The organism is Pseudonocardia asaccharolytica DSM 44247 = NBRC 16224 (genome assembly GCF_000423625.1).
In the GTDB taxonomy this organism is placed as follows: Bacteria; Actinomycetota; Actinomycetes; order Mycobacteriales; family Pseudonocardiaceae; genus Pseudonocardia; species Pseudonocardia asaccharolytica.
Map to the genome: position 1 here is coordinate 34,213 of NZ_AUII01000026.1, position 14,107 is coordinate 48,319.

Annotated in this window: 12 protein-coding genes; 10 read left to right on the top strand and 2 right to left on the bottom strand. The window is 72.8% G+C overall.

The genetic code is table 11. The features are described from left to right. The first annotated feature begins 446 nt into the window (after positions 1 to 446). Together G567_RS0120425 and G567_RS0120430 are read left to right on the top strand one after the other, a co-directional pair. Entirely contained in the window at positions 447 to 1,178 is a 732-nt protein-coding gene (locus G567_RS0120425; protein WP_147201093.1) for a hypothetical protein, read from the top strand. Continuing rightward, the gene (locus G567_RS0120430; RefSeq protein ID WP_028931449.1) at positions 1,175 to 4,408 is read left to right on the top strand and encodes a bifunctional cytochrome P450/NADPH--P450 reductase; all 3,234 of its coding nucleotides are present in this window, start codon (positions 1,175 to 1,177) and stop codon (positions 4,406 to 4,408) included. The genes G567_RS0120425 and G567_RS0120430 overlap by 4 nt, the downstream gene beginning before the upstream one ends. Positions 4,409 to 4,419: 11 nt before the next feature. Here G567_RS0120430 and selD read toward each other — a convergent pair whose 3' ends face one another. Next, positions 4,420 to 5,463 carry a selenide, water dikinase SelD gene (selD, locus tag G567_RS30165; RefSeq protein WP_084796299.1) on the bottom strand — a complete coding sequence of 348 codons (1,044 nt, stop codon included), beginning with the start codon at positions 5,461 to 5,463 and terminating at the stop codon, positions 4,420 to 4,422. A 154-nt stretch (positions 5,464 to 5,617) separates the two neighbouring features. On the opposite strand from selD, the gene G567_RS0120440 reads away from it, so the two are divergent. The 5 genes from G567_RS0120440 (at position 5,618) to G567_RS0120465 (ending at position 10,580) form a co-directional block, all read left to right on the top strand. Further along, positions 5,618 to 6,331, top strand: coding sequence for a hypothetical protein (locus G567_RS0120440; RefSeq protein ID WP_028931450.1), 714 nt, complete (start codon positions 5,618 to 5,620; stop codon positions 6,329 to 6,331). Between the two features lie 162 nt (positions 6,332 to 6,493). Continuing rightward, positions 6,494 to 7,816, top strand: coding sequence for an L-seryl-tRNA(Sec) selenium transferase (gene selA / locus G567_RS0120445; protein WP_028931451.1), 1,323 nt, complete (start codon positions 6,494 to 6,496; stop codon positions 7,814 to 7,816). Between the two features lie 51 nt (positions 7,817 to 7,867). After that, positions 7,868 to 9,679 (top strand): selenocysteine-specific translation elongation factor, encoded by a 1,812-nt coding sequence (gene selB, locus G567_RS0120450; protein WP_245585726.1) that lies wholly within the window; start codon positions 7,868 to 7,870, stop codon positions 9,677 to 9,679. A gap of 51 nt (positions 9,680 to 9,730) precedes the next feature. Next, complete coding sequence (locus G567_RS30170) at positions 9,731 to 10,144, top strand: STAS domain-containing protein (RefSeq protein ID WP_051233344.1); 414 nt, start codon at positions 9,731 to 9,733, stop codon at positions 10,142 to 10,144. Between the two features lie 142 nt (positions 10,145 to 10,286). Further along, positions 10,287 to 10,580, top strand: coding sequence for a WhiB family transcriptional regulator (locus tag G567_RS0120465; RefSeq protein WP_028931453.1), 294 nt, complete (start codon positions 10,287 to 10,289; stop codon positions 10,578 to 10,580). 28 nt (positions 10,581 to 10,608) lie between these two features. On the opposite strand, the gene G567_RS0120470 is transcribed toward G567_RS0120465, so the two are convergent. Then, entirely contained in the window at positions 10,609 to 11,190 is a 582-nt protein-coding gene (locus tag G567_RS0120470; protein ID WP_028931454.1) for a hypothetical protein, read from the bottom strand. A 325-nt stretch (positions 11,191 to 11,515) separates the two neighbouring features. Between G567_RS0120470 and G567_RS30175 the strand changes: the two genes are divergently transcribed. The 3 genes from G567_RS30175 (at position 11,516) to G567_RS0120485 (ending at position 14,099) form a co-directional block, all read left to right on the top strand. Continuing rightward, positions 11,516 to 11,953: an ATP-binding protein gene (locus G567_RS30175; protein ID WP_037057769.1), complete on the top strand. Its 438-nt coding sequence runs from the start codon at positions 11,516 to 11,518 to the stop codon at positions 11,951 to 11,953. Further along, the gene (locus G567_RS0120480; protein ID WP_028931455.1) at positions 11,950 to 12,729 is read left to right on the top strand and encodes a SigB/SigF/SigG family RNA polymerase sigma factor; all 780 of its coding nucleotides are present in this window, start codon (positions 11,950 to 11,952) and stop codon (positions 12,727 to 12,729) included. The genes G567_RS30175 and G567_RS0120480 overlap by 4 nt, the downstream gene beginning before the upstream one ends. A gap of 86 nt (positions 12,730 to 12,815) precedes the next feature. Next, positions 12,816 to 14,099 carry an NAD(P)/FAD-dependent oxidoreductase gene (locus tag G567_RS0120485; RefSeq protein WP_245585727.1) on the top strand — a complete coding sequence of 428 codons (1,284 nt, stop codon included), beginning with the start codon at positions 12,816 to 12,818 and terminating at the stop codon, positions 14,097 to 14,099. The last annotated feature ends 8 nt before the right edge of the window (positions 14,100 to 14,107 follow it).

Genomic DNA, 14,107 nt, shown 5'->3' on the forward strand with positions numbered 1-14,107 from the left:
CGATGGTGCCCGCAAGCCGGCACCGTCAATGCTGATCAGCGTGCCGCTTCGCCGGGAAGTCTCGGCGGGAGAATCCGGTCATATCCGTCCTCGTTCCGTGGTCAGTTGACCCGAGTGAGTGGTGGCCGGTCCGGAAGGTTGCAGGATGTGATCGACTTACGGATGAACGGTACGTGATCATCGCCTGACCGTGCGTCAAGCCCTCAGAAGCTTGGCGGCAGGCCCGAGGCGTGCAGTCCGGACCGGCCAGCCGAGCCGCTGGTCCGTCCATCGCGCCGCTCTTCGACCGGGTGGCGCAACTTCGGTCAGCATCGGGCGGGTACGCATTGACCGCCGGACGCGGTCGGAGGACCGTGCCGCGAGGGGCTGTCCCGGGAGACGGGACGACGACCGAGCGTTCCGGCGGACGGGACGGCCGGGGCACGGCTGGGGTCCCGGGGGGCACAATGCGAGTCCCGATACGACGGCGAGGCGCCGGGATCACCCCTGCCGGGCAGGCCGCGCAGCACAACGACGACCGGCAGTCGAGCGGTTACGCCCGGATGGCGGGCTGGTCCGGCGTGGCGTTCGCGGTGCTGTTCACCCTCGGCCTCGCTCTCGTCCGGCAGAGCCCCGGGCTCGGCGCCACGGACGCGGACTACGCCGCGTTCTACGCCGCAGGCCCCGGCAACGTGCTGGTGACGCTCGGCCTCTACATCGTTCCCTTCGCCGGGATCGCGTGCCTCTGGCACATGAACGCGACCCGGACGCTGCTGCAGGTCCTGCGGCCGCGGTCGTGGTCGCAGATCCCGCACTGGCTGAACCTCGCCGCCGGAGTCGTGTTCGTCTGCATGCTGTTCGTCGGCGCGGCCGCCGTCGGCGCCGTCGCGCTGCTGACGCAGTTCTCCGACGCGCCGCTGCCGCCGCCCGACGTCGCCCGCACGCTGTCCGCGGTCGGCTACGCGGCCGTCTTCGTCTACGGCGTACGGGCCGCCGGGATGTACATGATCACGACAACCGGATTGGCCAGGTCGGCCGGGCTGCTGCCGCGAGCGGCCGCCGTCGTCAGCTATCTGGCGGCGACGTTTCTGCTGGTGAGCACCACCTTCCATCCCGCCATCCTGCTGGTGTTCCCGGCGTGGGTGTTGTTGTTCAGCATCCTGCTGCTGGTGCGCCGGCCGTCAGGAGTGACCTCATGAGCGCACCGATCGGTCTCGACGAGCTCCCCGGCCCCCGCGGCCTGCCGTTGGTCGGAAACGTCTTCGACATCGACATGACCAGCCCGATCGAGGGCTTCGTCCGGATGGCGCAGGAGTACGGACCGCTGTACAAGCTCACGACCCCGGCGGGAGTCCGGCTGATGGTCTCCGACCCCGACCTCGTCGAGCAGGTCTGCGACGACACCCGGTTCGACAAGGCCGTCGGCGGCGGGTTGTCGAGCCTGCGGGGCAGCGTGGTGAGCACCGGGCTGTTCACCGCGGAGACGGACGACCCCCTGTGGCACCGTGCCCACAATATCCTGATGCCGCCGTTCGGTCTGCAGGCGATGCGCGACTACGTGCCGAAGATGCTCGACATCGCCGAGCAGCTGATGGAGAAGTGGTCACGGCTCAACCCGGGCGAGGACGTCGACGTGCCCGCGGACATGACCCGCCTGACGCTCGACACCATCGCCCTGTGCGGCTTCGGCTACCGATTCAACTCGTTCTACCGCGAGACGCCGCACCCGTTCGTCGAGGCGATGGTGCGCTCCCTCCTCACGGCCCAGGCCCGGGTCCGCAGGCTGCCCATCCAGAACCGGCTGCACATCCGCGAGCAACGGCAGACGGAGGAGGACCAGATCTTCATGGTTGATCTGGTCGGCCGGCTCATCGCCGAACGCCGGGCGCAAGGAGACAAGGCCGACAACACCGACCTGCTCGGCCGCATGCTCACCGGCGTGGACAAGCAGACCGGCGAGAAGTTGCCGGACTCGAACATCCAGGCGCAGTGCATCACGTTCCTCATCGCCGGGCACGAGACGACGTCCGGACTGCTGTCGTTCGCCATCTACTTCCTGCTCGAGAACCCGGAGGCCATGCGGCGGGCACGCGCCGAGGCCGACGAGGTGCTCGGCAGCAGCGCAGCGCCGACGTTCGAGCAGGTGCACCGGCTGCGCTACGTCCGGCAGGTGCTCGACGAGGCGCTGCGGCTCTGGCCGACCGCACCCGCCTTCACCCGCGCCCCGTTCGAGGACATCGTGCTCGGCGACCGGTTCGCCATCCCCGCGGACACCCCGCTCACCGTGCTGATCCCGGCGCTGCACCGCGACAGCTCGGTCTGGGGCCCGGATGCGGCCGAGTTCAATCCGGACCACATGGACCCCGAGCGGCTGGCGCAGCTCCCGCCGAACGCCTACAAGCCCTTCGGGACCGGTCAGCGGGCGTGCATCGGGCGGCAGTTCGCGCTGCAGGAGGCCGCGCTCGTGCTCGGGATGCTGCTGCAGCGCTTCGAGCTCGTCGACCACCTCGACTACCGACTCAAGACGAAGACGACGCTCACCATCAAGCCGGACGACTTCCGCATCCAGGTCCGGCCGCGAGCCGATGTCCACGTCGATCGCTCCGGTCCCCCGGCCCGGACCGCCGCGACCACCAGGACCACAGCCGCCGCGGCCACACCCGCCCCGTTGGTGGCCCGGCACGGCACCCCGCTGTCGGTGCTGTTCGGTTCGAACCTCGGAACGGCCGAGTCGCTCGCCACCCGGCTGGCCCAGGAGGGCACCGAGCGCGGCTTCGACGTGACCCTCGGAGCCCTCGACGACCACGTCGAGGACCTGCCCGCGGACGGCGCGACGGTCATCGTGTGCTCGTCCTACAACGGAACCCCGCCCGACAACGCCGGCGAGTTCTGCCGGTGGATGAGCGCCGAGGACGGCCCCCGGCTCAGCGGTGCCTACACCGTGTTCGGCTGCGGCAACACCGAATGGGCCACCACCTACCAGGCCGTGCCGACGCTGCTCGACACCCGGCTCGACGCGCACGGCGCACACCGGGTGCACCGGCGCGGTGAGGGCAACGCCGCGGGCGACTTCGACGCCCAGTACCGCGACTGGCACGCCGACCTCTGGTCCGATATCGCCGCTGCGCTCGACCTGCCCGCGGAGGTGGCCGAGGCCGCCCCGGCCGGACCGCGGCTGTCGATCACGCTGACCAACCGCCAGCTGACCAACCCGGTGATCGTGTCCTACCAGGCACGTCTCGGCCGGGTGACGGCGAACCGGGAGCTGGTGCAGGGCGGCAACGGCAAGCCCCCCGACCGGTCCACCCGGCATGTCGAGATCGCGCTGCCGTCCGGTACGACCTACCGCGCCGGCGATCACCTCGGGGTCCTGCCGCGCAACAGCATCGACCAGATCCGCCGGGTGATGGCCCGCTTCGGGCTGGACGCCGGGCAGTACCTGACGATCATCCCGAACAGCGGGACGCACACCCATCTGCCGATCGACGAACCGGCGCCGTTGCTCGGCGTGCTGGGCAGCTGCGTCGAGCTACAGGACGTCGCGACCCGCAACGACATCGAGACGCTGGCGCGCTACACCGACGACCCCGAGCAGAGGGCCGCGTTGGAGTCGCTGACCGGCGACGACGAGGCATCGCAGGCCAGATACCGCGAGCAGGTGTTCGCGGTCAACCGGTCGCTACTCGACCTGCTCGAGGAGTTCCCGGCCTGTGCGGTGCCCTTCGAGGTCTACCTCGACATGCTGGCGCCGCTGCGCCCGCGCTACTACTCGATCTCGTCGTCCCCGCTGGTCAGCCCGGAGGTCTGCAGCATCACCGCCGGGGTGCTGCGCGGGCCCGCGCGATCGGGCGCAGGCACGTTCACCGGGGTCTGTTCGGGCCACCTTGCGGCGCTTCCGGAGGACGGGACGGTGTTCGCGTTCGTCCGGGAACCGACGATCGAGTTCCGGCCGCCGGAGAACCCCCACGTCCCGATGATCATGATCGGGAGCGGGACCGGGCTCGCGCCGTTCCGCGGGTTCCTGCAGGAGCGCGCCGCGCTGCGCGAGCAGGGCGTGCCGATCGCGGCGTCGCTGCTGTTCTTCGGCTGCCGCAGCCCGGAGTCCGATCTGCTCTACGCCGAGGAGCTGCGCGACTACGGGCGGCGCGGCGTGGTGCGGGTGGAGAACGCGTTCTCCCGGGCCCCCGGCGCGCCGCGCCGGTACGTGCAGGACGCGATGCTCGACTGCGCCGACGAGGTGTGGGGGCTGCTCCAGCAGGGCGCGGTGGTGCTCGTCTGCGGCAACGCCTCGACGATGGCGCCGGGCGTGCGCGCGGCGCTCACCCGGATCTTCCGGGACCGCACCGGGTCCGGCGAGGGTGATGCACTGGCCTGGCTGGCCGGGCTGCGTACCACGGACCGGTTCGTGGAGGACATCTGGGGCGGGTGATGCGACCGCGATCAGCGCAGGGTGATCCGGCCGGTGCCCGAGCGCACCGAGCCGATGACCGCCGCCGGCACACCCCGCGCGGCCAGCTCGGCCACCGCGGCCTGCGCCCGCCGCGGCTCGGCGCCGAACAGCAGCCCACCCGAGGTCTGCGCGTCCGCGAGCAGCAGCACGTCGATCTCGCGGTGGTGGCCTGCGTCGACCACGTCGGCGGTGTAGTCGCGGTTGCGGCGCGACCCGCCGGGCATGGTGCCGGCCTCGGCGAGCATGCGGACCCCGTCCAGCACCGGCACGGCGGCGACCTCGATCACCGCGTCCACCCCGGACGCCGCGGCCATCTTCGTCAGGTGCCCGAGCAGCCCGAACCCGGTGATATCGGTGCAGCCGGTGGCTCCCGCCGCGACGGCGGCGTCGGCGGCCGCGGCGTTGCTCGCGGTCATCGACGCCACGGCGTCGGCGATCAGCGACTCCGGCGCCGTCCCGGCCTTGATCGCGGTGGTCGCGATGCCGATGCCGAGCCGCTTGGTGAGCACCAGCGCGTCGCCGTCGCGCAGACCGGCGTTGGTCAACACCTTGTCCGGGTGTACCTCGCCGACGACGGCGAGGCCGTACTTGGGCTCCGGGTCGTCGATGGAATGCCCGCCGACCACCGCGAACCCGCATTCGGCGCCCACCTCCGAGCCGCCCGCGAGCACCTCGGCGAGCAGCGCGGTCGGCAACTCGGTCGACGGCCACGCGACCAGGTTGAGCGCGAACAGCGGCCGGGCTCCCATCGCGTAGACGTCGGAGACCGCGTTCATCGCCGCGATCCGGCCCCACGCGCGCGCGTCGTCGACGACGGGGGTGAGGAAATCGGCCGTGGCCACCAGCGCACGGGCAGCGTCCAGCCGCCAGACGGCCGCGTCGTCACCGGTCTCGGTGCCGACGAGGAGGTCCGGGTGGGTGGACGGGGTCAGCGTGCGCAGGACCTGCGCAAGCTCGCCGGGGGCGAGCTTGCACGCTCAACCCGCGCCGTGGCTGAATTGTGTCAGGCGGCGCACCGTGGGCTGGGGGGACATGGTCGTGAGCCTACGTTCCGGCGACGCCCACCGGGCACGCGCACCGGCGGGACCCGCCCAGCCCAGCACACCGGCCAGAGGGCGGAGGCATTCATGATCACCGAGGCGCAGCGGCCGGTCCCGCGCCTGCCGGGGCCCTGAACCGAGGACCTCGATGGAGATCCATCTTGTCGTCGAGCCCGGCCGCCTGGCACTCGGGTGGCTGCTGCTGGCCTTCCTCGTCACGTTCCTCGTCACCAGGGGGATCACCCGGCTCATCCGCGTCGGACGCGGACCGTTTCGCAACGCCCGGCTCGGCGGCGTGCACGTGCATCACCAGGTCCCCGGGATCTTCCTGATGATGGTCGCCGGGGCCGGGGAGTTCACCTACCGCCCGGACGCGCCGTGGCTGCACATCCTCGCCGCGGCGTTCGGGGTGGGCGCCGCGCTGACCCTCGACGAGTTCGCGCTGTGGCTGCATCTCGAGGACGTCTACTGGGCGGAGCAGGGGCGCAAGTCGATCGATGCGGTGCTGGCCGCGGCGGCGATCGGCGCGCTGCTGCTGCTCGGCGCCACGCCGTTCGTGGACGATCCCGGAGCCGGCGGCGAGGTCGTCGCCGCCACGATCGTGCTCGGCCTGCTGTGCTCGACCTTGGCGATCGCCAAGGGGAAGGCCATCTGTGCCCTGATCGGCATCCTCCTGCTGCCGGTGTCCCTGGTGGCCGCCGTGCGGCTGGCCAAGCCCGACTCGCCGTGGGCCCGCTGGCGCTATCCGGACGGTTCCCGGCGGCGCGCGCGCTCGCTGAGCCGCTACCCGCCCGACCACCGCACCCGCTGGGACGTCGTCAAGGACATCCTGGGCGGTGCGCCGAACGCGAAACAGCCATGAGCGGCCCCCGTCGCGCGGGCCTGCCGGTCTCGGTGTCGCCGTCGCCTCGTAGCCCGCTCATGATCGGCGATCCGGAAGCGTGAGCCGCGCTCCGCGCGGTCCCGGCCGCCCAAACGCCGATCACCGCGCGCGGACCCGGTGACCGCGTCGTAGGGTGCGGCTGTGACCGAGACCGCCGCGGACCCCCGGCGCCTGGTGCCGCGCACGGACACGGTCCTCGCCGATCCCCGGATCGCGGCGGCGGTCCGGCGGCTGGGCCGGGGCCTGGTCAAACGGACCGTCATCGCGACGCAGCAGCGAGCCCGGCGCGGGGAGATCGCGCCCGATACCGTCGCCGACGCCGCCGTCGCGGCGCTGCCCACGACCGCCACCGGGCTGCACCCGGTGCTCAACGCGACCGGGGTGCTCCTGCACACCAACCTCGGCCGGGCCCCGCTGTCGGCCGCCGCCCGCGACGCACTCGCGCTGGCCGCCGGCACCTGCGACGTCGAGCTCGACCTGGACACCGGCGGGCGCGGCCGCCGCGGCGCCGCGGCGATCGACGCGCTGCTCTCCGCGGTGCCCGCCGCGGGCGCCGCGCATCTGGTCAACAACGGCGCTGCCGCGCTGGCGCTCGTGGCCGGTACGCTGGCGGCCGGCCGCGAGATCGTCATCGCCCGGGGTGAACTGGTCGAGATCGGCGACGGCTTCCGCATCCCCGACCTGCTCACCGCGACCGGGGCCCGGCTGCGGGAGGTCGGCACGACCAACCGCGTCCATCCGGCCGACTACGCCGAGGCGATCACCGCCGAGACCGCGTTCGTCCTCAAGGTGCATCCGTCGAACTTCACGATCACGGGTTTCACCCGCTCGGTCGGGCTCCCGGAGCTGGCCGAGCTCGACGTCCCGGTCGTGGCCGACATCGGCTCCGGGCTGCTCGCGCCGCACCCGCTGCTGCCCGACGAGCCCGACGCCGCCACCGCGCTCGCGCAGGGCGCCACGCTGGTGACGGCATCGGGCGACAAGCTGCTCGGCGGGCCGCAGGCCGGGCTGCTGCTCGGCTCGCCGGGGGTCGGCGTCGAGCTGGTACAACGCGTCCGCCGGCATCCGCTCGCTCGGGCGATGCGAGTGGACAAGCTGACCCTGGCCGCGTTCGAGGCGACTCTGCGCGGTCCTGTTTCGCCGACGCGGCTCGCCCTCGACGCCGACGTCACCCGGTTGCGGGCCCGCGCCGAGGCACTCGCCGCGCGGCTGGTCGCGGCGGGCGTCGAGGCCGAGGCGATCGACTCCGCCTCGACCGTCGGCGGCGGCGGTGCGCCCGGGGTGGTGCTGCCCAGCGCGGCCGTCGCGCTGCCCGAGGAATTCGCCGCCATGCTGCGGGCCGGTGACCCGGCCGTGCTCGGGCGCCTGGAGAGCGGCCGCTGCCTGCTCGACCTTCACGCGTTGCCGCCCGAATCCGACGACGCGCTCGCTGGTGCCGTTCTCGCAGCTGAACGGAGCCCGTGAGTGCGCAACAGCGTTAGAACTCTGGTACGCACTCACGGGTCGCAGGCAGTAGTGGCGACGGCCGGACACGTCGACCACGGGAAGTCGACGCTGGTCCGCGCGCTCACCGGGATGGAGCCCGACCGCTGGGCCGAGGAGCGCCGACGCGGGATGACGATCGACCTCGGGTTCGTCTGGACCACGCTGGAGAACGGGCAGACGGTCGCGTTCGTCGATGTCCCGGGCCACGAGCGGTTCGTCAGCACGATGCTGGCCGGCGTCGGCCCCGTGCCCGCGGCGCTGTTCGTGGTGGCCGCCGACGAGGGCTGGATGCCGCAGTCCGCCGAGCACCTCGACGCGATCGAGGCCCTCGGCGTCCGGAACGGGCTGCTCGTGATCACCCGCAGCGATCTGCTCGATCCGCAGCTCGCCCGCGACGAGGCCGCGGAACACCTCGCCGGCACCGGACTGGCGCAGGTGCCCGCGGTCTGCGTCTCGGCGGTCACCGGCGAGGGGATGGACGAGCTGCGCGTTGCACTCGGCGAGCTCGTCGCCGCCCTGCCGGTGCCCGATCCCGAGGCGGACGTCCGGCTGTGGGTGGACCGCTCGTTCACCATCCGCGGCGCGGGCACCGTCGTCACCGGCACGCTTCCGGCCGGCCGCATCCGCGTCGACGACGACCTGGAGCTGGTCGCCGCCGACGGCAGCAGCCGCCGGGTCACCGTCCGCGGACTGCAGAGTCTCGGCCGCCAGGTCGACGAGGTTTGCGGTGTCGCCAGGGTCGCGGTCAACCTGCGCGGGGTGCCGCGCGAGGCGGTCGCCCGCGGGGACGTGCTGCTTCGCCCCGGCGCCTGGCTCATCACCGACCTGCTCGACGTGCGGCTGCGCGGGGGGCGCGGGACCGCGCCCGATCCCGCGGCGCTGCCCGTGGAGCTGACCCTGCACGCCGGGTCGGCGGCCGTCGCGGCCCGGGTACGTCCGCTCGGCGCCGACACCGTGCGGCTGCGGCTGCGCCACCCGGTACCGCTGCGGATCGGCGACCGAGCCGTGCTGCGCGACCCCGGTCGCCGCCAGGTCGCCGCCGGCGCCACCGTGCTGGACGTGCGGCCACCCCCGCTGCGCCACCGCGGCGCCGCGGGCAGGCGCGCGGCGGAGCTGGCCGGTATGGACGGCGTCCCGGACGCCGCGGCCGAGCTGGCGCGACGCGGGATCGCCCGGCACGCCGAGCTCATCGCGATGGGTGTCGCGGTCCGGGACGTCGACGCGCTCGTCCACACCGGACATCCCGCCGCGGCCGGTTGGCTGGTCGACGCCGGTCGGGCCGCCGAGCTCACCGCGCAGCTCACCAGCGCCGTCACCGCGCACGACGCCGCCGATCCGCTCGACCCCGGCCTGCCGATCGAGGCGGCCCGCCGCGCCGCCGGGCTGCCCGAGGCCCGCCTCGTCGAGGCGGTACTCCGGTGTGCCGCCCACACCGGCGGCACGGAGCTGCTGCTCCGCGAGGGCCGGGTCACTCGGTCCAGGGCAGCCGGGCTGCCCGAGGCCGTGTTAACCGCGCTGGAGACGCTGCGCGCGCAGCTGGGCCGCGATCCGTTCGCCGCCCCCGAGGCGGACCGGCTCGCCGAGCTGGGGCTCGGCCCGAAGCAGATCGCGTCCCTGGTCAGGGCCGGTGAGCTGCTCCGAATCGCCGACGGTGTGGTGCTGCTGCCCAGGGCCGACGACCGCGCGGTCGAGATGCTCGCCACGCTCGGTCCGGAGTTCACGCTCAGCGCCGCGCGCCAGGCGCTGGGCACCACCCGGCGGGTCGCGGTGCCGCTGCTGGAGCTGCTCGCGCGCACCGGACGGACGATCCGGACGCCGGATGGCGGTCACCGTCTGGTGTAGGGCGCACGCTCCGAGTGGCACGTCCAGCGCCGGAGGCTTACGGTCGTCGGAATGGCCGACACGAACCCGTCCTCCCCCAGCGACGCGGCATCGATTCACCGCAGCAGCGAGATGGACGACCAGCTCACCGTCGCGGAGACCGCGCCGGCCCCGGGGACAGCGGTCATCACCGTCGGCGGCGAGCTGGACATGCTCACCTCTCCGCAGCTGCGGGCCGTCATGCTCGACAGGCTGGGATCCGACGGTGCCATTGAGCTGATCGTGCTGGACCTGGACGAGGTGACCTTCCTCGGCACCAGCGGGCTCGCCGTACTGATCGAGGTCCGTGAGGCCGCGCTCAAGGCGGGGGTGGAACTGCGGCTCGCGTGTGCCGGCCGACGGGTGCTTCGGCCGCTGTCGATCGCCGGGCTGCTGCCGATGTTCGACGTCCACGACACCATCGAGGGGGCACTCAAACCCACCTGACCGCCCGTGTCGTGCCCCGATGGGCGATTCGGCTCACTTCTCTGGCGACGGCGCGTTTGACGACCCGGGCCTTGCGGGAACCACGCCTGCGATCACCCGGCACCCGAACGTCGGGCGCAGGAGGAGAACGAGGTGGCCCGCGATGACCGATGTTTCCCGACTTCCTGGACCCATGGACCACGCCTGGGAGTGGCAGCGACTCGGTGCGTGCCGCGGCATGGACAGCGCCGTGTTCTTCCACCCCGATGGCGAGCGCAACCCGTCCCGGGCGCGCCGAACGGCACAGGCCAAGCAGATCTGCAGCCGCTGCCCGGTCATCGAACAGTGCCGCGAGTTCGCGCTGCGGACCCGCGAGCCGTTCGGGGTGTGGGGCGGGCTCGCCGAGACCGAGCGGCGGATCATCCTGGAGCGCCGCGGGATGGCCGCGGCCAGCTGAGCCGCCCGGCCCGCCCGGCACCGAGGGTTCAGGCCGAGTCGGGGACGACCGAGAGCTCCAGGCAGCGGTAGCGCAACAGCGGCAGACCGTAGATCTGGGCGATTCGCTGGGCGGCGCGCACCACGGCGGCACGGCTCGGTTCGGCCGGAGCCGGAACCGGCGCGAGGCAGTAGACGCCCGGTTCGGGATCGAAGCCGACCAGTTCGCTCATCGCGGCCACGAGATCGGCCTCCGAGTCGGGCCCGAGCGGCGCGCGCAGCCCCAGCCGGTGCAGCCGTAGCCCGGGCAGGTCGAGCCGGTCGACGGCGGCCTGCACCTCGTCGAGCCCGCGCCGGTCCGGCTCGGTCGACTCGTCGTCCTCGTCCTCGTCGTCGTAGTCCGGGTAGTCGAAGTAGCTTGTGATCCGCGGGCCCGTGGACCCGTCCTCGGAGGCAACGAGCAGGTCGGTGACGCCGCCGGCGACGAGTCGGGCCAGCTCGGATTCGGGGCGCAACAGCTCCATCGGGCTCACGGCGATGGCGACCAGACGGGTCGGGGCGGGCCGTCGCGACGGTGCTGGAGGAATCGCGATCACGGCCCCGGACACCCCGATTCCCGGAACCGCGACCATGGGTCTTGTCCTTCCGATGTACACCGCCTCGCCGTTGCGGCAACCCCTCCGGAACGACCTAACCGGCCGGTGGGGCTCATCGTCCAGCCGAGGCGAGCCGATACGGCGAACGGCGGTCGATGGTCCGTGAGTGGCCGGGACCCGAGGACCGGCTGTTCGGCCGATCGGGTACGAATGGCATTGTCGAGCGGACGAACGGCATCGAGGCGCTCGACCTGGCTGCGTCCTGGGACCCGCCGCGCAGCCCGGCGATTGATCTCCTGCCGGACCGGGTAGCAAGATGGCGGCCTGCCCTCGCAAGCCCGAGAGAAGGAGAAGCGTCCGCGTGCCCGACAAGGACCCGGCCGGCTCCGCGACCGTCGCGGACGGCTCGTCCACCGTAGAGATCAGGACGGTGGCGACGGCCGCTCTGATCCCCACCATCAGAGCGGTCGCCTCCGATCTCGCGGCCAGGGCAGACTTCGATCTCGACGCCATCTCCGACCTGCGGATGGCCGTCGACGAGGCCTGCGCCACCCTCGTCGATGTCGCCGCGCCGGGTTCGGGGCTGCGCTGCACGTTCCGGGTCCTCCCGGAGCGGATCCAGGTCAGCGCCGAGGTCGAGGCAGCCGCGGCCGACACGATCGTGGCAACCGATACGTTCGGCTGGCGGGTCCTCGAGACGCTTGCCGACGGGGTCTCCGTCCAGCATTCGGCCAGTGCGGACGGCCGCGCCACCGTCGGCATCGTGCTCGGCAAGAGTTCCGGCGCACCAACGCTGTGACCAAGGCCGACCCCGAGTACGGTCACCTCATCCCGCTGCTCGAGGAGTATGCGGGGCTCGCGGCGGACGACCCCCGGCGGGAGCCGCTGCGCGACGAGTTGGTCACCGGATTCCTTCCCATCGCGCAGCACATCGCGCGCCGCTTCGCCCACCGCGGCGAGCCGCTCGACGATCTGGTGCAGGTGGCCACCGTCGGGCTCATCAACGCGGTCGACCGGTTCTCCCCGGAGAAGGGCTCGGACTTCTTCTCCTTCGCGGTGCCGACGATCAGCGGCGAGGTCCGGCGGCACTTCCGCGACCAGGGCTGGTCCATGCGGGTTCCGCGACGGCTCAAGGACCTGCACGTCTCGATCAACGGCGTGGTCTCCGACCTGTCCCAACGGCTCGGCCGCGCGCCGCGGCCCAGCGAGATCGCCGAGCAGCTCAACGTGCCGGTCTCCGAGGTGCTGGAGGGCCTGGAGGCCGCCGACGCCTATCGCAGCTCGTCGTTGGACGAGATGCTGTCCTCCGAGCAGGGCAGCGCGACCGTCGGGGAGCTGGTCGGGGCCGCCGACGCCGAACTGGACCGGGTGGACTACCGGCAGACCCTGCGCCCGGTGCTGGCCGAGCTGGCCCCCCGCGAGCGCACGATCGTGATGCTGCGGTTCTTCGGCAACATGACACAAACCCAGATCGCCGAGCAGGTCGGAATCTCCCAGATGCACGTGTCCCGGCTACTCGCCCAGACCCTTGACCGGCTGCGCTCCCGGCTGGACCTGGAGGCCCCGTCCGACTGACCCACGAGCGGTCCCCCGTACCGTGATCCAGGTCGCAGCAGTGGCCTGCCGGCCCTGCGCGGTGTCAGAATCCCCGATCCGTCAAGATGACCGCGGCCGAGCGAGCCCGGCGGGAGGGGGTCGGCGAGGGTATGCACTCGCGAGGGGGTGCGCTGCGCGGCCAGCCGGAGCATGTGCTGGTCATCGGCGCCGGGCTGGGTGGGCTACGCACGGTCGAGCAGCTGCGCGCCTCCGGTTACGAGGGTCGGATCAGCCTCGTCGGCGAGGAGCTGCACCCGCCCTATGACCGGCCGCCGCTGTCCAAGCAGCTGCTGGCCGGGGCCTGGGAGCCCGAACGCATCGTGCTGCGCGAGCCGGAGAAACTCGACGAGCTCGGGGTCCGGTACTACCTGGGGGTGCCGGCGGTCGCGCTACGTCCCGGCGAGGTGGAGCTCTCCGATGGTTCGACGCTGCACGCCGACGCGATCGTCATCGCCACCGGCGTGGTGGCCAGGAGGCTTCCGGGTCAACCGGAGCGCGTGCACACCCTGCGGACCCTCGACGACGCGCTCGCGCTGCGCGCGGCCCTGGAGCAGGCCCGATCGCTGCTCGTCATCGGCGGCGGGTTCATCGGTGCCGAGGTGGCCAGCACGGCGAAGGACCGCGGCCTGGAGGTCACGGTGCTCGAGGCACTGGCCGTGCCGTTCTCGCGTGCCCTCGGCGACGAGGTCGGCGCGATGTGCGGACGCCTGGCCACCGAGGCCGGGATCACGCTGCGGACCGCGGCCCGGCTGGAGGGTTTCCTCGAGCCCGACGGCGACGGCGCGGTGGCTGTCGAGCTCGCCGACGGAACCCGGTTCAGCGCGGACGTCGCGATCGTCGGCGTCGGTGGCACCCCGCAGCTGGACTGGCTGGCCGACACCGGACTCGACGTGCGCAACGGGCTGGTCTGCGACGCGTCCGGACGGGTGCGGGGGCTCCCGGGGGTCTGGGCGGTCGGCGACGTCGCGGCCTGGGAGAACGTCGAACACGGCCGCCCGCACCGCAGCGAGCACTGGGCCAACGCGGGCGACCAGGCGGCCGTGGTCGCCGCGGCCATCGCCGTGGCCGATGCCCCACCCCCGGCCGTGCCCTACTTCTGGTCCGACCAGTTCGGCCTCAAGATTCAGCTCATCGGGCGACCCGAACTGGCGGATGCGACGCTCCCGCTGCACGGCGATGGCCTGTCCGGCGGGGACGTGAAGGGCACGGTCGTCGGCTACCTCGCCGGCGACCGGCTCGTCGCCGTGGCCGGATTCGGTGCAGCACGGCGCGTAGCCCGATATCGCGCGCTGCTCGGTAACGGCGCGGACCGCACGGCGGCACAGGAGTTCGCGCGGTCGCTGGGGTGAGCGCCCGC